This is a genomic window from Escherichia sp. E2586 (assembly GCF_005781105.1).
Taxonomy (GTDB): domain Bacteria; phylum Pseudomonadota; class Gammaproteobacteria; order Enterobacterales; family Enterobacteriaceae; genus Escherichia.
The window spans coordinates 18,319-40,196 of sequence record NZ_VATN01000006.1 but is presented as its reverse complement, the minus strand read 5'-3'; the positions used below and the strand labels follow the sequence as shown (position 1 = coordinate 40,196).

At 51.8% G+C, this 21,878-nt stretch carries 20 protein-coding genes; 17 read left to right on the top strand and 3 right to left on the bottom strand.

The genetic code is table 11. The features are described 5' to 3' along the window. Window positions 1-23: 23 nt before the first annotated feature. The 3 genes from FEK50_RS05425 to FEK50_RS05415 form a co-directional block, all read right to left on the bottom strand. Entirely contained in the window at window positions 24-314 is a 291-nt protein-coding gene (locus FEK50_RS05425; RefSeq protein ID WP_131161416.1) for a helix-turn-helix domain-containing protein, read from the bottom strand. Next, on the bottom strand, window positions 304-642 hold the full coding sequence (locus tag FEK50_RS05420; RefSeq protein ID WP_131161415.1) for a type II toxin-antitoxin system RelE/ParE family toxin: 339 nt from the start codon (window positions 640-642) through the stop codon (window positions 304-306). The genes FEK50_RS05425 and FEK50_RS05420 overlap by 11 nt, the downstream gene beginning before the upstream one ends. A 74-nt stretch (window positions 643-716) precedes the next feature. Then, window positions 717-2,300: a TerC family protein gene (locus FEK50_RS05415; RefSeq protein WP_131161446.1), complete on the bottom strand. Its 1,584-nt coding sequence runs from the start codon at window positions 2,298-2,300 to the stop codon at window positions 717-719. A 659-nt stretch (window positions 2,301-2,959) separates the two neighbouring features. Here FEK50_RS05415 and wza point away from each other — a divergent pair. The 17 genes from wza to wzxC all read left to right on the top strand — a co-directional run bounded on the left by wza (window position 2,960) and on the right by wzxC (window position 21,730). Then, window positions 2,960-4,099 (top strand): polysaccharide export protein Wza, encoded by a 1,140-nt coding sequence (wza, locus tag FEK50_RS05410; RefSeq protein ID WP_000978094.1) that lies wholly within the window; start codon window positions 2,960-2,962, stop codon window positions 4,097-4,099. Window positions 4,100-4,104: 5 nt separating this feature from the next. After that, complete coding sequence (wzb, locus tag FEK50_RS05405) at window positions 4,105-4,548, top strand: low molecular weight protein-tyrosine-phosphatase Wzb (protein ID WP_131161414.1); 444 nt, start codon at window positions 4,105-4,107, stop codon at window positions 4,546-4,548. A gap of 2 nt (window positions 4,549-4,550) precedes the next feature. Further along, the gene (gene wzc, locus FEK50_RS05400) at window positions 4,551-6,713 is read left to right on the top strand and encodes a tyrosine-protein kinase Wzc (RefSeq protein WP_131161413.1); all 2,163 of its coding nucleotides are present in this window, start codon (window positions 4,551-4,553) and stop codon (window positions 6,711-6,713) included. Between the two features lie 92 nt (window positions 6,714-6,805). After that, window positions 6,806-7,645: a colanic acid biosynthesis glycosyltransferase WcaA gene (wcaA, locus tag FEK50_RS05395; RefSeq protein ID WP_000654487.1), complete on the top strand. Its 840-nt coding sequence runs from the start codon at window positions 6,806-6,808 to the stop codon at window positions 7,643-7,645. A 2-nt stretch (window positions 7,646-7,647) separates the two neighbouring features. Next, window positions 7,648-8,136, top strand: a complete 489-nt coding sequence (gene wcaB, locus FEK50_RS05390) for a colanic acid biosynthesis acetyltransferase WcaB (protein WP_131161412.1) — start codon at window positions 7,648-7,650, stop codon at window positions 8,134-8,136. Continuing rightward, on the top strand, window positions 8,133-9,350 hold the full coding sequence (gene wcaC, locus FEK50_RS05385; protein WP_131161411.1) for a colanic acid biosynthesis glycosyltransferase WcaC: 1,218 nt from the start codon (window positions 8,133-8,135) through the stop codon (window positions 9,348-9,350). The genes wcaB and wcaC overlap by 4 nt, the downstream gene beginning before the upstream one ends. Then, window positions 9,325-10,545: a colanic acid polymerase WcaD gene (wcaD, locus tag FEK50_RS05380; protein WP_131161410.1), complete on the top strand. Its 1,221-nt coding sequence runs from the start codon at window positions 9,325-9,327 to the stop codon at window positions 10,543-10,545. Before wcaC ends, wcaD begins: the two co-directional genes overlap by 26 nt. A 125-nt stretch (window positions 10,546-10,670) precedes the next feature. Continuing rightward, window positions 10,671-11,417, top strand: a complete 747-nt coding sequence (wcaE, locus tag FEK50_RS05375) for a colanic acid biosynthesis glycosyltransferase WcaE (protein ID WP_130260007.1) — start codon at window positions 10,671-10,673, stop codon at window positions 11,415-11,417. 15 nt (window positions 11,418-11,432) lie between these two features. After that, the gene (wcaF, locus tag FEK50_RS05370; protein WP_131161409.1) at window positions 11,433-11,981 is read left to right on the top strand and encodes a colanic acid biosynthesis acetyltransferase WcaF; all 549 of its coding nucleotides are present in this window, start codon (window positions 11,433-11,435) and stop codon (window positions 11,979-11,981) included. A gap of 26 nt (window positions 11,982-12,007) precedes the next feature. Further along, window positions 12,008-13,129 (top strand): GDP-mannose 4,6-dehydratase, encoded by a 1,122-nt coding sequence (gene gmd, locus FEK50_RS05365; RefSeq protein WP_000048207.1) that lies wholly within the window; start codon window positions 12,008-12,010, stop codon window positions 13,127-13,129. A 2-nt stretch (window positions 13,130-13,131) separates the two neighbouring features. Then, a complete protein-coding gene (gene fcl / locus FEK50_RS05360) occupies window positions 13,132-14,097 on the top strand; it encodes a GDP-L-fucose synthase (protein WP_131161408.1) in 966 nt (321 codons plus the stop codon). A gap of 2 nt (window positions 14,098-14,099) precedes the next feature. Beyond that, entirely contained in the window at window positions 14,100-14,579 is a 480-nt protein-coding gene (gmm, locus tag FEK50_RS05355; RefSeq protein WP_131161445.1) for a GDP-mannose mannosyl hydrolase, read from the top strand. After that, complete coding sequence (gene wcaI / locus FEK50_RS05350; protein WP_131161407.1) at window positions 14,576-15,799, top strand: colanic acid biosynthesis fucosyltransferase WcaI; 1,224 nt, start codon at window positions 14,576-14,578, stop codon at window positions 15,797-15,799. Before gmm ends, wcaI begins: the two co-directional genes overlap by 4 nt. A 2-nt stretch (window positions 15,800-15,801) precedes the next feature. Then, window positions 15,802-17,238, top strand: coding sequence for a mannose-1-phosphate guanyltransferase (gene cpsB / locus FEK50_RS05345; RefSeq protein ID WP_130260003.1), 1,437 nt, complete (start codon window positions 15,802-15,804; stop codon window positions 17,236-17,238). Window positions 17,239-17,430: 192 nt separating this feature from the next. Continuing rightward, entirely contained in the window at window positions 17,431-18,801 is a 1,371-nt protein-coding gene (cpsG, locus tag FEK50_RS05340; protein WP_131161406.1) for a colanic acid biosynthesis phosphomannomutase CpsG, read from the top strand. A gap of 54 nt (window positions 18,802-18,855) precedes the next feature. Beyond that, window positions 18,856-20,250 (top strand): undecaprenyl-phosphate glucose phosphotransferase, encoded by a 1,395-nt coding sequence (wcaJ, locus tag FEK50_RS05335; RefSeq protein WP_025670468.1) that lies wholly within the window; start codon window positions 18,856-18,858, stop codon window positions 20,248-20,250. 1 nt (window position 20,251) lies between these two features. Beyond that, the gene (wzxC, locus tag FEK50_RS05330; protein WP_131161405.1) at window positions 20,252-21,730 is read left to right on the top strand and encodes a colanic acid undecaprenyl disphosphate flippase WzxC; all 1,479 of its coding nucleotides are present in this window, start codon (window positions 20,252-20,254) and stop codon (window positions 21,728-21,730) included. Window positions 21,731-21,878 lie beyond the last annotated feature (148 nt).

Sequence of the window (21,878 nt, the reverse complement as noted above, 5' to 3'; positions counted from 1 at the left end):
TGTCGCCATCTGTATTTATAGCACTAAGCAGCATGTGGATATTGAACTTCAATACGTTGAATATGCAATCCTGCATGAGCCATCATGGTGATCAATTTATCGATACTAAAGATCTGGATTTTACCTCTGGTAAGTTCAGATATGCGAGGTTGAGTGACCCCTAAAGCAGACGCTGCCTGAGCCTGGCTAAACCCTTGTTGTTCAATCCAGTTATTAATGATCGTTACAAGCTCGGCACGGATCCGCATATTTTCCGCTTGTTCAGGGGTGTCACTCACCGCATCCCACACACTATCAAAGGTTTCAATTTTCATTTTTGCGCTCCTGAGCAAGTTCTTTATAGCGTCGTTTGGCTAAATCAATATCCGATTGACTGGTAGTCTGTGTTTTCTTTTGAAAACAATGCAATACGTAAACCGCTTCTTCAAATTTTGCGACATACATGACGCGATAGATCCCATCAGCATCGCGAGTACGAATCTCTCGCACACCAGGGCCGATAGTTGAAAAAGGTTTCCAGTCGTATGGGTTTAACCCTTGTTGGATCCTGTCGAGTTGATAGCCAATTTCCTGTCGAGACGATTCTGGAAATGCGCGTAAATCGTCAAGACTGGTATCAAGAAAAGCCAGCTTTTTTCTCATTACTCCATCCTTAGATTATACTAAATTTTGTATAAATCAAATGCGCAGTTTGAACCTGCGCATTTGATGTTTTATCACACCTCATACTCCATCTCGCCATCCTTATGCAGCGGAATAATCTGCACCTTCTGCACGCGATGGCTTTCCACCTGCAACGTTTTAAGCAAATAATCCCCTACCTGAACTTCTTCACCTGGTTTTGGAATGCGCTGTAAATATTCCATCAGCAGCCCGGCGATAGTGTGATATTCACGTTTTTCATCCAGCGGCAGCGGCACATATTGCACCAGATCTTCCAGCGGCATATGACCATTCGCCGTCCAGGAACCGTCGGCGTTTTTCTGAATATCATGGCGGGCGTCAATCTCTTCCACTTCGTTCGGTAAGTTACCGGCAATGGTTTCAGTGACGTCACTTAATGTCACAATCCCTTCCACTGAACCAAACTCATCCACCACAAAAGCAAAGTGCGTGCGGGCATTACGGAACTGCTCCAGAGCCGGTAACAACGGTAAGGTTTCCGGGAACACCAGCGGCTGGCGAACCAGTACCCGTAGGTTGAGCGGTTCGCAGCGCAGTGACTGTTGTAGCAGGTCGATAACGTGAACGACACCGAGCAAATCTTCCGCATCGTCACCGTCGGTGACCACAAGGCGTGTGTGCTGATTTCGCTCCAGCAACTGGCGGATTTCCTCCTCTGGTGCGTTGAGATCGATATGCTCAATGTCGTGGCGTGACGTCATAATACTGCTGACAGTACGCTGGTTAAGATTAAGTACCCGCTCAATCATCCGCCGTTCCTGCGGATTAAAGATTTGCTGGTCGCCATGATCCACCAGCATTGATGCAGTTTCGGCATCCAGTTCCGCATCTTCTTTTTGCCCGCTAAGCAGACGCATTACCGCTTCGGTAGTCCGCTGGCGCAGCGTCTGGTTAGCGGAGAGAAAACGTCGCCGGTTAAAGATAGCCAACTGATTGAGTGCCTCGATCATCACCGAGAAACCAATGGCAGCGTACAGATAGCCCTTCGGAATGGCGAATCCGAAACCTTCCGCCACCAGGCTAAAGCCAATCATCAACAGGAAACTTAAACAGAGTATGACGATGGTCGGATGGCTATTAACGAACTGGGTTAACGGTTTGCTGGCCATCAACATCAGGCTGATAGCGATAACGACGGCGGCCATCATGACCAGTAAATGATCAACCATCCCGACGGCGGTAATCACCGAGTCGAGTGAGAAGATGGCGTCCAGCACCACAATTTGCGTCACCACGCCCCAGAACTTCGCGCCTTTGCGTTGTGTGGGGTTATTGCTGTCTTTCCCTTCCAGCCGTTCGTTCAGCTCCATCGTGGCTTTGAACAACAGGAAGAAACCACCAAACAGCATGATTAAGTCGCGGGCGCTAAAGGTAAACGAGCGGAAGCTGAACAGTGGTTGAGTCAGGGTGACCAGCCAGGAGATTGACGCCAGCAGTAACAGGCGCATTAACATCGCCAGCAGCAGCCCGGTAACCCGTGCGCGGTCACGCTGCTTCGGCGGTAGTTTTTCGGCGAGGATGGCAATAAAGACCAGGTTATCAATGCCGAGGACCAGTTCGATCACAATCAGCGTGATTAACCCGGCCCAGATAGACGGATCGGCAATCCATTCCATAGTAAGTACAAAACCTATTCGTTGTATGACAAATGTCACAATTCGATCATGGATAAATCAGGGCAAAAATGCAATGTTGCGGCACTATTTATCTCACATTATTTGAGGGCTATAACATCGCATTATCCCTGAATTAAAAGTGGTAATAATAAAATATTATTTAAGAAATATCGCATGTGAAGACGCTATATTAATTATTGTCAACCTAAAGAAACTCCTAAAAACCATATTGAATGACACTTAATATAATTCTTAAAAATAGCCAATTGCCGAATTGTTACCTTGCCTGCTATTCCGTTAGCTGTAACACTTCCTCCTGCATTATTGGAACGCCAATATTCAAATACCATAATGCCGCCTTATATCTGGAAAATTAATTCACGCAATAACGCTTTTTCATAAACGGCTGCATGATGAAAGAGTTAGAAAATCTAAACTAAATCAGTGTATTGGTAGCTAAAAAGCCAGGGGCGGTAGCGTGTCTGGATGCCTGAAAGACCAGTCTGAATTATTCTGTCAATAGCCTGCGGATGAAATCAATTTTTTTAGGACTGATGCCAGTTAAATTTTTATTCAATTAACTGCAAGGTAAATGTGCATGGCGACATTGCTATTAATAGTGCACAGGATAATTACTCTGCCAAAGTGATAAATAAACAATGATGAAATCCAAAATGAAATTGATGCCATTATTGGTGTCAGTAACCTTGATAAGCGGTTGCACAGTACTTCCGGGCAGCAATATGTCGACGATGGGGAAAGACGTCATCAAACAGCAGGACGCTGATTTCGATCTCGACAAAATGGTGAATGTTTATCCGTTGACCCCGCGCCTGATTGATCAATTACGCCCACGCCCGAATGTAGCGCGCCCCAATATGACGCTGGAAAGTGAGATCGCGAATTACCAGTATCGCGTCGGGCCGGGCGATGTTCTTAATGTCACCGTCTGGGATCACCCGGAACTCACCACGCCAGCCGGTCAGTATCGTAGCTCCAGCGACACCGGCAACTGGGTACAGCCTGACGGAACCATGTTCTACCCGTATATCGGCAAGGTTCACGTCGTGGGGAAAACGCTCGCTGAAATCCGCAGTGATATTACCGGGCGCTTAGCGACGTACATCGCTGACCCGCAGGTGGACGTTAATATCGCCGCCTTCCGCTCGCAAAAAGCGTATATCTCCGGTCAGGTGAATAAATCCGGTCAACAGGCGATCACCAACGTACCACTGACCATTCTCGATGCCATCAACGCCGCAGGTGGCCTGACCGACACCGCTGACTGGCGCAACGTGGTGCTAACACACAATGGTCGTGAAGAACGCATTTCTTTGCAGGCGCTGATGCAAAACGGCGACCTCAATCAGAACCGATTGCTTTACCCCGGCGATATTCTCTACGTGCCGCGTAATGATGATCTGAAAGTATTTGTGATGGGTGAAGTGAAGAAACAGAGCACCCTGAAAATGGACTTTAGCGGCATGACCCTGACTGAAGCCCTGGGCAATGCTGAAGGCATCGACATGACCACCTCCAACGCCAGCGGCATCTTTGTCATTCGTCCGCTGAAAGGCGAGGGGGGGCGTAACGGCAAGATTGCCAATATCTACCAGCTGGATATGTCCGATGCCACGTCGCTGGTGATGGCGACAGAATTCCGCCTGCAACCTTATGACGTGGTGTATGTCACCACTGCTCCGGTTTCCCGCTGGAACCGTCTGATCAATCAGTTGCTGCCAACTATTAGCGGTGTCCGTTACATGACGGATACAGCCAGCGACATTCATAACTGGTAATCGTCATGTTTAACAACATATTAGTTGTCTGTGTCGGCAATATTTGCCGTTCCCCGACGGCGGAACGCTTACTGCAACGTTATCATCCGGAGCTGAAAGTGGAGTCCGCTGGACTCGGCGCGCTGGTCGGTAAGGGCGCTGATCCTATCGCTATCAGCGTTGCCGCAGAACATCAACTGTCTCTGGAAGGCCACTGTGCACGACAAATCAGCCGCCGCCTGTGTCGCAACTATGACCTGATTTTGACCATGGAAAAGCGCCATATCGAACGCTTATGTGACATGGCACCTGAGATGCGCGGCAAAGTGATGCTGTTTGGTCACTGGGATAACGAATGTGAAATTCCCGATCCGTATCGCAAAAGTCGGGAAACGTTTGCAGCGGTGTACACATTACTTGAACGGTCTGCCCGCCAGTGGGCGCAGGCATTGAACGCAGAGCAGGTATAAGAATGACAGAAAAAGTAAAACAACATGCCGCTCCGGTAACGGGCAGTGATGAAATCGATATCGGTCGCCTGGTCGGCACCGTCATTGAAGCGCGCTGGTGGGTGATTGGCATCACCGCCGTATTCGCCCTCTGTGCTGTGGTTTACACCTTCTTCGCTACGCCGATTTATAGCGCCGACGCACTGGTACAAATCGAGCAAAGCGGTGGCAATTCGCTGGTGCAGGATATCGGATCGGCATTAGCCAACAAACCGCCAGCATCGGACGCTGAGATCCAGTTGATTCGTTCGCGTCTGGTGCTTGGTAAAACGGTGGACGATCTCGACCTCGATATTGCGGTGAGCAAAAACACGTTCCCGATTTTCGGTGCGGGCTGGGATCGCCTGATGGGTCGTCAGAACGAGACGGTGAAAGTCACCACCTTTAACCGCCCGAAAGAGATGGCGGATCAGGTGTTTTCGCTTAATGTGCTGGACAACAAAAACTACACCTTGAGCAGCGACGGCGGCTTTAGCGCCCGTGGGCAAGCGGGCCAGATGCTGAAAAAAGAAGGCGTCACGCTGATGGTTGAAGCTATTCACGCCAGCCCGGGCAGTGAGTTTACCGTCACCAAATACTCCACGCTGGGGATGATCAACCAACTGCAAAACAGCCTGACGGTAACGGAGAACGGCAAAGACGCAGGCGTTTTGAGCCTGACTTATACCGGTGAAGATCGCGAACAGATCCGCGACATTCTTAACAGCATCGCCCGTAATTATCAGGAACAAAATATTGAGCGCAAATCGGCGGAAGCGTCGAAAAGTCTCGCCTTCCTCGCGCAACAATTGCCGGAAGTACGTAGCCGTCTCGATGTCGCCGAAAACAAACTGAATGCCTTCCGTCAGGATAAAGATTCTGTTGATCTGTCGCTGGAAGCAAAAGCGGTGCTCGATTCGATGGTGAACATCGATGCGCAGCTGAACGAACTGACCTTTAAAGAGGCGGAAATTTCTAAGCTGTTCACCAAAGTTCACCCGGCGTATCGTACGCTGCTGGAGAAACGTCAGGCGCTGGAAGATGAAAAGGCCAAACTTAACGGTCGCGTAACGGCGATGCCGAAAACCCAGCAGGAAATTGTCCGTCTGACCCGCGATGTCGAGTCTGGTCAGCAGGTCTATATGCAACTGCTGAATAAAGAGCAGGAGCTGAAAATCACCGAAGCCAGCACCGTCGGCGATGTGCGCATTGTTGACCCGGCAATCACCCAGCCTGGCGTGCTGAAACCGAAGAAAGGGCTGATTATCCTCGGCGCGATTATCCTTGGCCTGATGCTCTCTATCGTGGGTGTACTGCTGCGCTCGTTGTTTAATCGCGGTATCGAAAGCCCGCAGGTGCTGGAAGAGCACGGTATCAGCGTCTATGCCAGCATCCCGCTGTCGGAATGGCAAAAAGCGCGCGATAGCGTCAAAACCATCAAAGGGATTAAACGCTATAAACAGAGCCAGCTACTGGCGGTGGGGAATCCAACCGATCTGGCGATTGAAGCCATCCGCAGTCTGCGTACCAGTTTGCACTTCGCGATGATGCAGGCGCAGAACAATGTGTTGATGATGACCGGGGTTAGCCCGTCAATCGGTAAAACCTTTGTCTGCGCCAATCTGGCGGCGGTGATCAGCCAGACCAATAAACGGGTGTTGTTGATCGACTGCGATATGCGCAAAGGCTACACCCACGAGCTGTTGGGCACTAATAACGTCAATGGCCTGTCGGAAATTCTGATTGGTCAGGGCGATATTTCCGCCAGCGCCAAACCCACTTCGATTGCCAAATTTGACCTGATCCCGCGCGGTCAGGTGCCGCCAAATCCTTCTGAACTGTTGATGAGCGAACGCTTTGCCGAACTGGTGAACTGGGCGAGTAAAAACTACGACCTGGTGTTGATTGATACGCCGCCGATTCTGGCAGTGACCGATGCGGCAATTGTCGGGCGTCATGTCGGAACCACGTTGATGGTGGCGCGTTATGCGGTCAACACCTTGAAAGAAGTGGAAACCAGTCTGAGCCGCTTTGAGCAAAACGGTATTCCGGTGAAAGGGGTGATTCTGAACTCCATCTTCCGCCGCGCCAGCGCGTATCAGGATTATGGCTATTACGAATACGAATATAAGTCGGACGCGAAATAACGACACCTGCATTCGCACCGCCCCGTAGGCCGGATAAGGCGTTCACGCCGCATCCGGCAAGCAAACCAGCTCATAAGCCGGGAGAACAAACTATGAAAGACAATCCGCTGATCTCAATCTATATGCCGACCTGGAACCGCCAACAACTGGCGATTCGGGCGATAAAATCGGTCCTGCGCCAGGACTACAACAACTGGGAGATGATCATCGTGGATGATTGCTCCACCTCCTGGGAACAGCTGCAACAGTACGTCACTGCCCTCAACGATCCGCGTATCACTTACATCCACAACGACATTAACAGCGGGGCGTGCGCGGTACGTAACCAGGCGATTATGCTGGCGCAAGGGGAATACATCACCGGGATCGATGATGATGATGAATGGACACCCAACCGCCTGAGCGTCTTCCTCGCCCATAAACAGCAACTGGTCACTCACGCCTTTTTGTACGCTAACGACTACGTTTGCCAGGGCGAAGTCTATTCCCAACCGGCAAGCTTACCGCTGTATCCCAAATCGCCGTATTCACGCCGCCTGTTTTACAAACGCAATATCATTGGCAATCAGGTTTTTACTTGGGCATGGCGTTTCAAAGAGTGTTTGTTCGATACCGAACTGAAAGCGGCACAGGATTACGACATCTTCCTGCGGATGGTGGTGGAGTACGGCGAACCGTGGAAAGTGGAAGAGGCGACGCAGATCCTGCATATCAATCACGGCGAAATGCAGATCACCTCGTCACCGAAAAAATTCTCCGGATACTTCCACTTTTACCGCAAGCACAAAGACAAATTTGACCGTGCCAGCAAAAAATATCAGCTGTTTACCCTCTACCAGATCCGCAATAAACGCATGACCTGGCGCACTTTGCTGACGCTGCTGTCGGTGCGGAACGGCAAACGTCTGGCTGATGGTATTCGGGGGCGTTAAGGATGCTGGAAGATCTGCGCGCCAACAGCTGGAGTTTACGCCCGTGCTGCATGGTTCTTGCCTATCGCGTCGCTCATTTTTGTTCGGTGTGGCGCAAAAAGAACGTCCTCAACAATCTGTGGGCGGTCCCGTTGCTGGTGCTGTATCGCATTATCACCGAATGCTTTTTCGGTTATGAAATCCAGGCTGCCGCAACCATTGGCCGCCGTTTCACTATCCATCACGGTTACGCCGTAGTGATCAATAAAAACGTGGTAGCGGGGGATGATTTCACCATTCGCCACGGTGTCACTATCGGCAATCGGGGTGCCGATAACATGGCATGTCCCCACATTGGCAACGGCGTCGAACTCGGTGCCAACGTCATTATTCTTGGTGATATCACGATTGGTAACAACGTCACCGTGGGCGCGGGCAGCGTGGTGCTCGACTCTGTCCCGGACAACGCGCTGGTGGTGGGAGAAAAAGCGCAAGTGAAGGTAATTAAATGAATATTCTGCAATTTAATGTGCGACTGGCGGAAGGCGGGGCGGCAGGTGTGGCGTTAGATCTCCACCAGCGTGCGCTGCAACAGGGGCTGGCATCACATTTTGTCTACGGCTACGGCAAAGGCGGCAAAGAGAGCGTCAGTCATCAAAACTATCCGCAGGTAATCAAACATACGCCGCGGATGACCGCGATGGCGAACATTGCCCTGTTTCGTCTGTTTAATCGCGATCTGTTTGGCAATTTCAAGGAGTTATATCGCACCATTACTCGCACCCCGGGACCGGTGGTCCTGCATTTCCATGTGCTGCATAGCTACTGGTTGAATCTTAACAGCGTGGTGCGCTTTTGCGAAAAGGTGAAAAACCATAAACCGGATGTCACTCTGGTCTGGACGCTGCACGACCACTGGAGTGTTACCGGGCGCTGCGCCTTTACTGATGGTTGTGAAGGCTGGAAAACGGGCTGCCAGAAATGCCCGACCTTAAATAATTATCCGCCGGTGAAGATTGATCGCGCTCACCAGCTGGTGGCGGGCAAACGCCAGTTATTCCGTGAGATGCTGGCACTGGGCTGTCAGTTTATTTCCCCCAGCCAGCATGTGGCTGATGCTTTCAATAGCCTGTACGGTCCAGGGCGTTGCCGGATTATCAATAATGGCATTGATATGGCAACCGAGGCGATTCTGGCGGACTTGCCTCCGGTGCGCGAAACTCAGGGCAAGCCGAAAATCGCGGTGGTGGCGCATGACCTGCGTTACGACGGCAAAACTAACCAGCGACTGGTGCGCGAGATGATGGCGCTGGGCAACAAAATCGAACTGCATACCTTCGGTAAGTTCTCGCCGTTCACCGCTGGTAACGTGGTTAATCACGGCTTTGAAACTGACAAGCGCAAGTTAATGAGCGCGCTCAATCAGATAGATGCGCTGGTGTTCAGTTCTCGCGTCGATAACTACCCGCTGATTTTGTGTGAGGCGCTTTCGATTGGTGTGCCTGTAATCGCTACCCATAGCGACGCGGCGCGGGAAGTGCTGCAAAAATCCGGCGGTAAAACCGTTAGCGAAGAAGACGTGCTGCAACTGGTGCAGTTAAGCAAACCGGAAATCGCGCAGGCGATATTTTGTACCACGCTGGCCGGGTTCAGCCAACGCAGCCGCGCTGCCTACAGTGGACAACAGATGCTGGAGGAGTATGTCAACGTCTATCAGAATCTGTAGCTACCTGCTGCTGCCGCTGATTTACCTGCTGGTTAACGTCAAAATCGCCCAGCTTGGCGAAAGTTTCCCCATCACCATCGTCACTTTTTTACCTGTCTTGTTACTGCTGTTTTTAGAGCGCATCAGCGTTAAAAAATTGATGATGGCCTTGGGGATTGGTGCGGGACTCACGGCGTTTAACTACCTGTTTGGTCAGTCGTTGGATGCCAGTAAATACGTCACTTCAACCATGCTGTTTGTCTATATTGTGATCATTATTGGCATGGTGTGGAGTATTCGTTTTAAAACAATTTCACCACACAACCATCGCAAGATATTACGCTTTTTTTATCTGGTGGTCGGGCTGGTGGTGGCGCTGGCGGCGGTGGAGATGGCGCAAATTATCCTCACCGGCGGCAGCAGTATTATGGAGTCGATTTCTAAATATCTGATTTACAGCAACAGCTATGTACTGAATTTCATTAAATTCGGCGGCAAGCGCACGACAGCACTTTATTTCGAACCGGCATTTTTCGCTCTGGCATTAATCTCAATTTGGCTCAGTATCAAACAGTTTGGTATCAAAACGCCTAAAACAGATGCTATGATTCTCGCAGGAATAATATTATCTGGATCGTTTTCAGGGGTTATGACCTTTATCCTGTTTTATTTGCTGGAGTGGGCATTTCAATATCTGAATAAAGAGGCGATTAAGAAAAAGTTACCGTTAGCATTGATTTCTCTGGCTGTATTCCTGGTTGGTGTGGTAATCGCGTTTCCTTATATTTCCACCCGTCTGGGAGATTTGGGCACAGAAGGATCGTCATCATATTATCGTATTGTCGGTCCGCTGGTGATGGTCGGTTATTCTTTGACCCATATTGACGGTGTAGTCAGATTTGGCTCACTTTATGAATATGTCGCATCATTCGGAATATTTAACGGTGCGGATGTTGGAAAAACCATAGACAATGGTTTGTATCTGCTGATTATTTATTTTTCCTGGTTCGCAGTGTTTTTATCGCTGTGGTACATGGGGAAAGTAATAAAAATGATGATCAACGCTTTTGGTGATAATCGCAATTTTCGTGTGCAGCTCTATCTTTTTACTCCGGTATCGCTGTTTTTTACCGGATCGATATTTAGCCCGGAATATGCATTTTTAATCGTCTGTCCGTTTATTTTGCGAAAAGCGTTAAATATACACCCTAAATAATTCGAGTTGCAGGAAGTTGGTGACACAGCGAATCCCCAGGAGCGTACACGAGTACGTGACAGGGGTGAGCGAGGAAAACCAACGCACATGCAGCTTGAAGTATGACGGGGATAACGAGGTAAAACATGTTGCTTAGCATAATCACTGTCGCGTTTCGTAACCTCGAAGGGATAGTCAAAACACATGCCTCGCTGGCGCATCTGGCGCAGGCGGACGATATCAGCTTCGAATGGATTGTTGTCGATGGCGGTTCCAACGACGGTACCCGTGAGTATCTGCAAAATCTCAATGGTATCTATAACCTACGCTTTGTCAGCGAGTCAGATAACGGTATCTATGACGCTATGAACAAAGGTATAGAAATGGCGCAAGGCAAGTTCGCGTTGTTTCTCAACTCGGGCGATATTTTCCATCAGGATGCCGCACATTTTGTCCGTAAGTTAAAAATGCAAAAAGATAACGTGATGATCACCGGCGATGCGCTGCTGGATTTTGGCGACGGGCATAAAATTAAACGTAGCGCCAAACCGGGTTGGTATATTTATCACAGCCTGCCCGCCAGCCATCAGGCGATATTTTTCCCGGTATCCGGCTTGAAAAAATGGCGTTATGACCTGGAATATAAAGTTTCTTCCGATTACGCGCTGGCGGCCAAAATGTATAAAGCTGGTTATGCATTTAAAAAACTCAATGGCCTGGTGTCTGAATTTTCCATGGGTGGGGTATCTACCACCAATAATATGGAATTGTGTGCCGATGCAAAAAAAGTCCAACGACAAATATTACATGTGCCTGGCTTCTGGGCAGAATTATCCTGGCATTTACGCCAGCGCACTACCTCAAAGACGAAAGCCTTATATAACAAAAGCTGAATATAAGGGAAAACAATGCAAGATTTAAGCGGTTTCTCGATGCCGAAAGGGTTCCGGGGCGGCAACGCTATTAAAGTGCAATTGTGGTGGGCAGTACAGGCAACAATATTTGCCTGGTCGCCACAAGTATTGTATCGCTGGCGGGCATTTTTATTACGTTTATTCGGCGCAAAAATAGGAAAAAACGTAGTTATTCGTCCGTCAGTAAAAATTACCTATCCGTGGAAATTAACCTTAGGTGATTACGCGTGGGTCGGCGATGACGTCAATTTATATACCCTCGGTGAAATAACCATTGGCGCACATTCGGTGATATCGCAAAAAAGTTATTTGTGCACCGGGAGCCACGACCATGCAAGTCAACATTTCACCATTAACGCCACGCCTATTGTGATTGGCGAGAAATGCTGGCTGGCGACAGATGTTTTTGTTGCCCCTGGCGTCACGATTGGCGACGGCACCGTCGTGGGTGCGCGAAGCAGTGTTTTTAAATCGCTTCCGGCAAATGTGGTTTGCCGGGGGAATCCCGCAGTGGTGATACGCGAACGCGTTGAAACTGAATAAATTCAAAAAATACAGAGGAATAAGACATGTCAAAAGTCGCTCTCATCACCGGTGTAACCGGACAAGACGGTTCTTACCTGGCAGAGCTTCTGCTGGAAAAAGGTTACGAGGTGCATGGTATTAAGCGTCGTGCATCGTCATTCAACACCGAGCGCGTGGATCACATTTATCAGGATCCGCACACCTGCAACCCGAAATTCCATCTGCATTATGGCGACCTGAGTGATACCTCCAACCTGACGCGCATTTTGCGTGAAGTGCAGCCGGATGAAGTGTACAACCTGGGCGCAATGAGCCACGTTGCGGTTTCTTTTGAGTCACCGGAATATACCGCAGACGTTGATGCGATGGGTACGCTGCGCCTGCTGGAGGCGATCCGCTTCCTCGGTCTGGAAAAGAAAACCCGTTTTTATCAGGCTTCCACCTCTGAACTGTACGGTCTGGTGCAGGAAATTCCGCAGAAAGAAACCACGCCGTTCTACCCGCGATCTCCGTATGCGGTCGCCAAACTGTATGCCTACTGGATCACCGTTAACTACCGCGAATCCTACGGTATGTACGCCTGCAACGGTATTCTCTTCAACCATGAATCCCCGCGCCGCGGCGAAACCTTCGTTACCCGCAAAATCACCCGCGCAATCGCCAACATCGCCCAGGGGCTGGAGTCGTGCCTGTACCTCGGCAATATGGATTCCCTGCGTGACTGGGGCCATGCTAAAGACTACGTAAAAATGCAGTGGATGATGCTGCAACAGGAACAACCGGAAGATTTCGTTATTGCTACCGGCGTTCAGTACTCCGTGCGTCAGTTCGTAGAAATGGCGGCAGCACAGCTGGGCATCAAACTGCGCTTTGAAGGCACGGGCGTTGAAGAAAAGGGCATTGTGGTTTCCGTCACCGGGCATGACGCGCCGGGCGTTAAACCGGGTGATGTAATTATCGCCGTTGACCCGCGCTACTTCCGTCCGGCTGAAGTTGAAACGCTGCTCGGCGACCCGACCAAAGCGCACGAAAAACTGGGCTGGAAACCTGAAATCACCCTCAGAGAGATGGTGTCTGAAATGGTGGCTAATGACCTCGAAGCGGCGAAAAAACACTCTCTGCTGAAATCTCACGGCTACGACGTGGCGATCGCGCTGGAGTCATAAGCATGAGTAAACAACGTATTTTTATCGCTGGTCATCGCGGGATGGTCGGTTCCGCCATCAAGCGTCAGCTCGAACAGCGCGGTGATGTGGAGCTGGTATTACGCACCCGCGACGAGCTGAACCTGCTGGACAGCCGCATGGTGCATGATTTCTTTGCCAGCGAACGCATTGACCAGGTTTATCTGGCGGCGGCGAAAGTGGGCGGCATTGTTGCCAACAACACGTATCCGGCGGATTTCATCTACCAGAACATGATGATTGAGAGCAACATCATTCACGCCGCGCATCAGAACGACGTGAACAAACTGCTGTTTCTCGGATCGTCCTGTATCTACCCGAAACTGGCAAAACAGCCGATGGCAGAAAGCGAGTTATTGCAGGGTTCGCTGGAGCCGACCAACGAGCCTTATGCCATTGCCAAAATCGCTGGGATCAAACTGTGCGAATCTTACAACCGCCAGTATAGGCGCGATTACCGCTCGGTCATGCCGACCAACCTGTATGGCCCGCACGACAACTTCCATCTAAGTAATTCGCACGTGATCCCTGCATTGCTGCGTCGCTTCCACGAGGCGACGGCACAGAATGCACCGGACGTGGTGGTGTGGGGCAGCGGTACGCCGATGCGCGAATTTCTGCACGTCGATGATATGGCAGCGGCAAGCATTCATGTGATGGACCTGGCGCACGAAGTCTGGCTGGAAAACACCCAGCCGATGCTGTCACACATTAACGTCGGTACGGGCGTTGACTGCACCATCCGCGAGCTGGCGCAAACCATCGCCAAAGTGGTGGGTTACAAAGGTCGGGTGGTTTTTGATGCCAGTAAACCGGATGGTACGCCGCGCAAACTGCTGGATGTGACGCGCCTGCATCAGCTTGGCTGGTATCACGAAATCTCACTGGAAGCGGGGCTTGCCAGCACTTACCAGTGGTTCCTTGAGAATCAAGACCGCTTTCGGGGGTAATGATGTTTTTACGTCAGGAGGACTTTGCCACGGTAGTGCGCTCCACACCGCTTGTCTCTCTCGACTTTATTGTCGAGAACAGTCGCGGCGAGTTTCTGCTTGGCAAAAGAACCAACCGCCCGGCGCAGGGTTACTGGTTTGTGCCGGGAGGGCGCGTGCAGAAAGACGAAACGCTGGAAGCCGCATTTGAGCGGCTGACGATGGCGGAACTGGGGCTGCGTCTGCCGATAACAGCAGGCCAGTTTTACGGTGTCTGGCAGCACTTTTATGACGATAACTTCTCCGGCACGGATTTTACCACTCACTATGTGGTGCTCGGTTTTCGCATCAGAGTCGCGGAAGAAGAGCTGTTACTGCCGGATGAGCAGCATGACGATTACCGCTGGCTGACGCCGGACGCGCTGCTCGCCAGTGACGAAGTTCACGCTAACAGCCGCGCCTATTTTCTCGCTGAGAAGCGTGCCGGAGTATCCGGCTTATGAAAATACTGGTCTACGGCATTAACTACTCGCCGGAGTTAACCGGTATCGGCAAATACACCGGCGAGATGGTGGAATGGCTGACAGCACAAGGTCATGAGGTGCGGGTTATTACCGCACCGCCTTACTACCCGCAGTGGCAGGTGGGCGAGAACTATTCCGCCTGGTGGTACAAACGAGAAGAGGGGGCCGCCACGGTGTGGCGCTGCCCGCTGTACGTGCCAAAACAGCCGAGCACCCTGAAACGCCTGTTGCATCTCGGCAGTTTTGCCGTCAGCAGTTTCTTTCCGCTGATGGCGCAACGTCGCTGGAAGCCGGATCGCATTATTGGCGTGGTGCCAACGCTGTTTTGCACGCCGGGAATGCGCCTGCTGGCGAAACTCTCTGGTGCGCGTACCGTGCTGCATATTCAGGATTACGAAGTGGACGCCATGCTGGGGCTGGGCCTTGCCGGAAAAGGCAAAGGCGGCAAAGTGGCACAGCTGGCAACAGCGTTTGAGCGTAGCGGACTGCATAACGTCGATAACGTTTCCACGATTTCGCGCTCGATGATGAATAAAGCCATCGAAAAAGGCGTGGCGGCGGAAAACGTCATCTTCTTCCCCAACTGGTCGGAAATCGCCCGTTTTCAGCATGTCGCAGAGGCCGATGTTGATGCCCTTCGTAACCAGCTTGGCCTGCCGGATAACAAAAAAATCATTCTTTACTCCGGCAATATTGGTGAAAAGCAGGGGCTGGAAAACGTTATTGAAGCTGCCGAACGCCTGCGTGATGAACCGCTGATTTTTGCCATTGTCGGGCAGGGCGGCGGCAAAGCGCGGCTGGAAAAAATGGCGCAGCAGCGTGGACTGCACAACATGCAATTCTTCCCGCTGCAATCGTATGACGCTTTACCCGCACTGCTGAAGATGGGCGATTGCCATCTGGTGGTGCAAAAACGCGGCGCGGCAGATGCCGTATTGCCGTCGAAACTGACCAATATTCTGGCGGTAGGCGGTAACGCGGTGATTACCGCAGAAGCCCACACAGAACTGGGGCAGCTTTGCGAAACCTTTCCGGGGATCGCGGTTTGCGTAGAACCGGAATCGGTCGAGGCGCTGGTGGAGGGGATTCGTCAGGCGCTCCTGCTGCCCAAACACAACACGGTGGCACGTGAATATGCCGAACGCACGCTCGATAAAGAGAACGTGTTACGTCAATTTATAAATGATATTCGGGGATAATTATGGCGCAGTCGAAACTCTATCCAGTTGTGATGGCAGGTGGCTCCGGTAGCCGCTTATGGCCGCTTTCCCGCGTACTTTACCCCAAGCAGTTTTTATGCCTGAAAGGCGATCTCACCATGCTGCAAACCACTATCTGCCGCCTGAACGGCGTGGAGTGCGAAAGCCCGGTGGTGATTTGCAATGAGCAGCACCGCTTTATTGTCGCGGAACAGCTACGTCAACTGAACAAACTCACCGAGAACATTATTCTCGAACCGGCAGGGCGAAACACTGCACCAGCCATTGCGCTGGCGGCGCTGGCGGCAAAACGTCATAGCCCGGAGAGCGACCCATTAATGCTGGTGCTGGCGGCGGATCATGTGATTGCCGATGAAGATGCTTTTCGCGCCGCCGTGCGTAACGCCATGCCGTATGCCGAAGCGGGCAAACTGGTGACTTTCGGCATTGTGCCGGATCTACCAGAAACCGGATATGGCTATATTCGTCGCGGTGAAGTGTCGGCGGGTGAGCAGGATACGGTGGCCTTTGCAGTGGCGCAGTTTGTCGAAAAACCGAATCTGGAAACCGCTCAGGCCTATGTGGCAAGCGGCGAATATTACTGGAACAGCGGTATGTTCCTGTTCCGCGCCGGACGCTATCTCGAAGAACTGAAAAAATATCGCCCGGATATTCTCGATGCCTGTGAAAAAGCGATGAGCGCCGTCGATCCGGATCTCGATTTTATTCGCGTGGATGAAGAAGCGTTTCTCGCCTGCCCGGAAGAGTCGGTGGATTACGCGGTCATGGAACGTACGGCAGACGCCGTTGTGGTGCCGATGGATGCGGGCTGGAGCGATGTCGGTTCCTGGTCCTCTTTATGGGAGATCAGCGCTCACACTGCGGAAGGCAATGTTTGCCACGGCGATGTGATTAATCACAAAACTGAAAACAGCTATGTGTATGCCGAATCTGGCCTGGTCACTACCGTCGGGGTGAAAGATTTGGTGGTAGTACAGACCAAAGATGCAGTGCTGATTGCCGACCGTAATGCGGTGCAGGATGTGAAAAAAGTGGTCGAGCAGATCAAAGCCGATGGTCGCCATGAGCATCGGGTGCATCGCGAAGTGTATCGCCCGTGGGGTAAATATGACTCTATCGACGCGGGCGATCGCTACCAGGTGAAACGCATCACCGTGAAACCGGGTGAGGGCTTGTCGGTACAAATGCACCATCACCGCGCGGAACACTGGGTAGTGGTCGCGGGAACGGCAAAAGTCACCATCAACGGTGATATCAAACTGCTTGGTGAAAACGAGTCCATTTATATTCCGCTGGGGGCGACGCACTGCCTGGAAAACCCGGGGAAAATTCCGCTCGATTTAATTGAAGTGCGCTCCGGCTCTTATCTCGAAGAGGATGATGTGGTGCGCTTCGCGGATCGCTACGGACGGGTGTAAACGTCGCATCAGGCGCAGTTTGTCGGATGTGGCGTAAGCGCCTTATCCGACCTACGGCTCGGATTTGTAGGCCTGATAAGACGCGGCAGCGTCGCATCAGGCAATGAATGCGAAACCACGATGTAAATAACGACAAAAACAAAATTGACCGCTTCGGTCAGGGCTAACTATTGCCTGAAAAAGGGTAACGACATGAAAAAATTAACCTGCTTTAAAGCCTATGATATTCGCGGAAAATTAGGCGAAGAACTGAATGAAGATATTGCCTGGCGCATTGGTCGCGCCTATGGCGAATTTCTCAAACCGAAAACCATTGTGTTAGGCGGTGATGTCCGCCTCACCAGCGAAACCTTAAAACTGGCGCTGGCGAAAGGTTTACAGGATGCGGGCGTCGACGTGCTGGATATTGGCATGTCCGGCACCGAAGAGATCTATTTCGCCACATTCCATCTCGGTGTGGATGGCGGCATCGAAGTTACTGCCAGCCATAATCCGATGGATTATAACGGCATGAAGTTGGTGCGCGAGGGGGCTCGCCCGATCAGCGGTGATACCGGACTGCGCGACGTCCAGCGCCTGGCAGAAGCCAACGCCTTTCCTCCCGTCGATGAAACCAAACGTGGTCGCTATCAGCAAATCAATCTGCGTGACGCTTACGTTGATCACCTGTTCGGTTATATCAACGTCAAAAACCTCATGCCGCTCAAGCTGGTGATTAACTCCGGGAATGGCGCAGCGGGTCCGGTGGTGGACGCCATTGAAGCCCGCTTTAAAGCCCTCGGCGCGCCTGTGGAATTAATCAAAGTGCACAACACGCCGGACGGCAATTTCCCCAACGGTATTCCTAACCCGCTGCTGCCGGAATGCCGCGACGACACTCGCAATGCAGTCATTAAACACGGCGCAGATATGGGCATTGCTTTTGATGGCGATTTTGACCGCTGTTTCCTGTTTGACGAAAAAGGGCAGTTTATCGAGGGCTACTACATTGTCGGCCTGCTGGCAGAAGCGTTCCTCGAAAAAAATCCCGGCGCGAAGATCATCCACGATCCCCGTCTTTCCTGGAACACCGTTGATGTGGTGACTGCCGCAGGCGGCACGCCGGTGATGTCGAAAACCGGACACGCCTTTATTAAAGAACGTATGCGCAAGGAAGACGCCATCTACGGTGGCGAAATGAGCGCCCACCACTACTTCCGTGATTTTGCTTACTGCGACAGCGGCATGATCCCGTGGCTGCTGGTCGCCGAACTGGTGTGCCTGAAAGAGAAAACGCTGGGCGAACTGGTGCGCGACCGGATGGCTGCGTTTCCGGCAAGCGGTGAGATCAACAGCAAACTGGCGCAACCCGTTGAGGCGATTAACCGCGTCGAACAGCACTTTAGCCGTGAGGCGCTGGCAGTGGATCGTACCGATGGCATCAGCATGATCTTTGCCGACTGGCGCTTTAACCTGCGCTCTTCCAACACCGAACCGGTGGTGCGCCTGAATGTGGAATCGCGCGGTGATGTGCCGCTGATGGAAGCGCGAACGCGAACTCTGCTGACGTTGCTGAACGAGTAATGTCGGATCTTCCCTTACCCCATTGCGGGTAAGGGGCTAATAACAGGAACAACGATGACAAATCTAAAAAAGCGCGAGCGAGCGAAAACCAATGCATCGTTAATCTCTATGGTGCAACGCTTTTCAGATATCACCATCATGTTTGCCGGACTATGGCTGGTTTGCGAAGTCAGCGGACTGTCATTCCTCTACATGCACCTGTTGGTGGCGCTGATTACGCTGGTGGTGTTCCAGATGCTGGGCGGCATCACCGATTTTTATCGCTCATGGCGCGGTGTTCGGGCAGCGACAGAATTTGCCCTGTTGCTACAAAACTGGACCTTAAGCGTGATTTTCAGCGCCGGACTGGTGGCGTTCAATAATGATTTCGACACGCAACTGAAAATCTGGCTGGCGTGGTATGCGCTGACAAGTATCGGACTGGTGGTTTGCCGTTCGTGTATTCGCATTGGGGCGGGCTGGCTGCGTAACCATGGCTATAACAAGCGCATGGTCGCGGTGGCGGGGGATTTAGCCGCCGGACAAATGCTGATGGAGAGCTTCCGTAATCAGCCGTGGTTAGGGTTTGAAGTGGTGGGCGTATACCACGACCCGAAACCAGGCGGCGTTTCTAACGACTGGGCGGGCAATCTGCAACAGCTGGTCGAGGATGCGAAAGCGGGCAAGATTCATAACGTCTATATTGCGATGCAAATGTGCGACGGCGCGCGCGTGAAAAAACTGGTCCATCAACTGGCGGATACCACCTGTTCGGTGCTGCTCATCCCCGATGTTTTTACCTTCAATATTCTTCATTCCCGTATCGAAGAGATGAACGGCGTTCCGGTGGTGCCGCTATACGACACGCCGCTTTCCGGGGTTAACCGTCTGCTCAAACGTGCGGAAGATATTGTGTTGGCGACGCTGATCTTGCTGCTGATCTCCCCGGTGCTGTGCTGTATTGCGCTAGCGGTAAAACTCAGTTCACCAGGACCGGTTATTTTCCGCCAGACTCGCTACGGCATGGATGGCAAGCCGATCAAAGTGTGGAAGTTCCGTTCCATGAAAGTGATGGAGAACGACAAAGTGGTGACCCAGGCGACGCAGAACGATCCGCGCGTCACCAAAGTGGGGAACTTTCTGCGTCGCACCTCGCTGGACGAATTGCCGCAGTTTATCAATGTGCTGACCGGGGGGATGTCGATTGTGGGTCCACGTCCGCACGCGGTGGCGCATAACGAACAATATCGCCAGCTCATTGAAGGCTACATGCTGCGCCATAAGGTGAAACCGGGCATTACTGGCTGGGCGCAGATTAATGGCTGGCGCGGCGAAACCGACACGCTGGAGAAAATGGAAAAACGCGTCGAGTTCGACCTTGAGTACATCCGCGAATGGAGCGTCTGGTTCGATATCAAAATCGTTTTCCTGACGGTATTCAAAGGCTTCGTTAACAAAGCGGCATATTGATATGAGCTTACGTGAAAAAACCATCAGCGGCGCAAAGTGGTCGGCGATTGCCACGGTGATCATTATCGGCCTCGGGCTGGTGCAGATGACCGTGCTGGCGCGGATTATCGACAACCACCAGTTCGGTTTGCTTACTGTGTCGCTGGTGATCATCGCGCTGGCAGATACGCTTTCTGACTTCGGTATCGCTAACTCGATTATTCAGCGAAAAGAAATCAGCCACCTGGAACTCACCACGCTGTACTGGCTGAACGTCGGGCTGGGGATCGTGGTGTGCGTGGCGGTGTTTTTGTTGAGTGATGCCATTGGTGACGTGCTGAATAACCCGGACCTGGCACCGTTGATTAAAACATTGTCGCTGGCGTTTGTGGTGATCCCCCACGGGCAGCAGTTCCGCGCGTTGATGCAGAAGGAGCTGGAGTTCAACAAAATCGGCATGATCGAAACCAGCGCGGTGCTGGCGGGCTTCACTTTTACGGTGGTTAGCGCCCATTTCTGGCCGCTGGCGATGACCGCGATCCTCGGTTATCTGGTCAATAGTGCGGTAAGAACGCTGCTGTTTGGCTACTTTGGTCGCAAAATTTATCGCCCCGGTCTGCATTTCTCGCTGGCGTCGGTGGCACCGAACTTACGCTTTGGTGCCTGGCTGACGGCGGACAGCATCATCAACTATCTCAACACCAACCTTTCGACGCTGGTGCTGGCGCGTATTCTTGGCGCGGGCGTGGCAGGGGGATACAACCTGGCGTACAACGTGGCCGTTGTGCCGCCGATGAAGCTGAACCCAATCATTACCCGCGTGTTGTTTCCGGCATTTGCCAAAATTCAGGACGACACCGAAAAGCTGCGCATTAACTTCTACAAGCTGCTGTCGGTGGTGGGGATTATCAACTTTCCGGCGCTGCTCGGGCTGATGGTGGTGTCGAATAACTTTGTACCGCTGGTCTTTGGTGAAAAGTGGAACAGCATTATTCCGGTACTGCAATTGCTGTGTATTGTGGGGCTTCTGCGCTCCGTGGGTAACCCGATTGGTTCGCTGCTGATGGCGAAAGCGCGGGTCGATATCAGCTTTAAATTCAACGTATTCAAAACCTTTCTGTTTATTCCGTCGATTGTTATTGGTGGGCAGATGGCGGGCGCGATCGGCGTCACGCTCGGTTTCCTGCTGGTGCAGATTATCAACACCATTCTGAGTTACTTCGTGATGATTAAACCGGTTCTTGGTTCCAGTTATCGCCAGTACATCCTGAGTTTGTGGCTGCCGTTTTATCTCTCGCTGCCGACGCTGGTGGTCAGTTATGCGCTGGGCGTATTGCTGAAAGCACAACTGGCGCTGGGGATGCTGCTGGCGGTGCAAATAGCCGCGGGCGTGCTGGCGTTTGTGGTGATGTTTGTGCTGTCGCGCCATCCGCTGGTGGTGGAAGTGAAGCGTCAGTTTTGTCGCAGCGAAAAAATGAAAATGCTTTTACGGGCGGGGTGAGTTGTTGTTTTCGGTTCCGATAACGGTTGCCGGATGCGGCGTAAACGCCTTATCCGGCCTACGGTTCTGTGCTCGGGACCTGTAGGCCTGATAAGACGCACCAGCGTCGCATCAGGTAAAAAGCGGCAACGAACACAACAAGCACAGC

Bases quoted from the DNA above. Each gene is read 5' to 3' on its own strand.
- wcaJ (WP_025670468.1), top strand. From the start codon at position 18,856: ATGACAAATCTAAAAAAGCGCGAGCGAGCGAAAACCAATGCATCGTTA.
- wzb (WP_131161414.1), top strand. From the start codon at position 4,105: ATGTTTAACAACATATTAGTTGTCTGTGTCGGCAATATTTGCCGTTCC.
- wzc (WP_131161413.1), top strand. From the start codon at position 4,551: ATGACAGAAAAAGTAAAACAACATGCCGCTCCGGTAACGGGCAGTGAT.
- FEK50_RS05425 (WP_131161416.1), bottom strand. From the start codon at position 314: ATGAAAATTGAAACCTTTGATAGTGTGTGGGATGCGGTGAGTGACACC.
- cpsG (WP_131161406.1), top strand. From the start codon at position 17,431: ATGAAAAAATTAACCTGCTTTAAAGCCTATGATATTCGCGGAAAATTA.
- wcaD (WP_131161410.1), top strand. From the start codon at position 9,325: ATGTCAACGTCTATCAGAATCTGTAGCTACCTGCTGCTGCCGCTGATT.
- cpsB (WP_130260003.1), top strand. From the start codon at position 15,802: ATGGCGCAGTCGAAACTCTATCCAGTTGTGATGGCAGGTGGCTCCGGT.
- fcl (WP_131161408.1), top strand. From the start codon at position 13,132: ATGAGTAAACAACGTATTTTTATCGCTGGTCATCGCGGGATGGTCGGT.
- wcaI (WP_131161407.1), top strand. From the start codon at position 14,576: ATGAAAATACTGGTCTACGGCATTAACTACTCGCCGGAGTTAACCGGT.
- wcaB (WP_131161412.1), top strand. From the start codon at position 7,648: ATGCTGGAAGATCTGCGCGCCAACAGCTGGAGTTTACGCCCGTGCTGC.
- wcaE (WP_130260007.1), top strand. From the start codon at position 10,671: ATGTTGCTTAGCATAATCACTGTCGCGTTTCGTAACCTCGAAGGGATA.
- gmd (WP_000048207.1), top strand. From the start codon at position 12,008: ATGTCAAAAGTCGCTCTCATCACCGGTGTAACCGGACAAGACGGTTCT.
- wcaC (WP_131161411.1), top strand. From the start codon at position 8,133: ATGAATATTCTGCAATTTAATGTGCGACTGGCGGAAGGCGGGGCGGCA.
- wcaF (WP_131161409.1), top strand. From the start codon at position 11,433: ATGCAAGATTTAAGCGGTTTCTCGATGCCGAAAGGGTTCCGGGGCGGC.
- wzxC (WP_131161405.1), top strand. From the start codon at position 20,252: ATGAGCTTACGTGAAAAAACCATCAGCGGCGCAAAGTGGTCGGCGATT.
- FEK50_RS05415 (WP_131161446.1), bottom strand. From the start codon at position 2,300: ATGGAATGGATTGCCGATCCGTCTATCTGGGCCGGGTTAATCACGCTG.
- gmm (WP_131161445.1), top strand. From the start codon at position 14,100: ATGTTTTTACGTCAGGAGGACTTTGCCACGGTAGTGCGCTCCACACCG.
- wcaA (WP_000654487.1), top strand. From the start codon at position 6,806: ATGAAAGACAATCCGCTGATCTCAATCTATATGCCGACCTGGAACCGC.
- FEK50_RS05420 (WP_131161415.1), bottom strand. From the start codon at position 642: ATGAGAAAAAAGCTGGCTTTTCTTGATACCAGTCTTGACGATTTACGC.
- wza (WP_000978094.1), top strand. From the start codon at position 2,960: ATGATGAAATCCAAAATGAAATTGATGCCATTATTGGTGTCAGTAACC.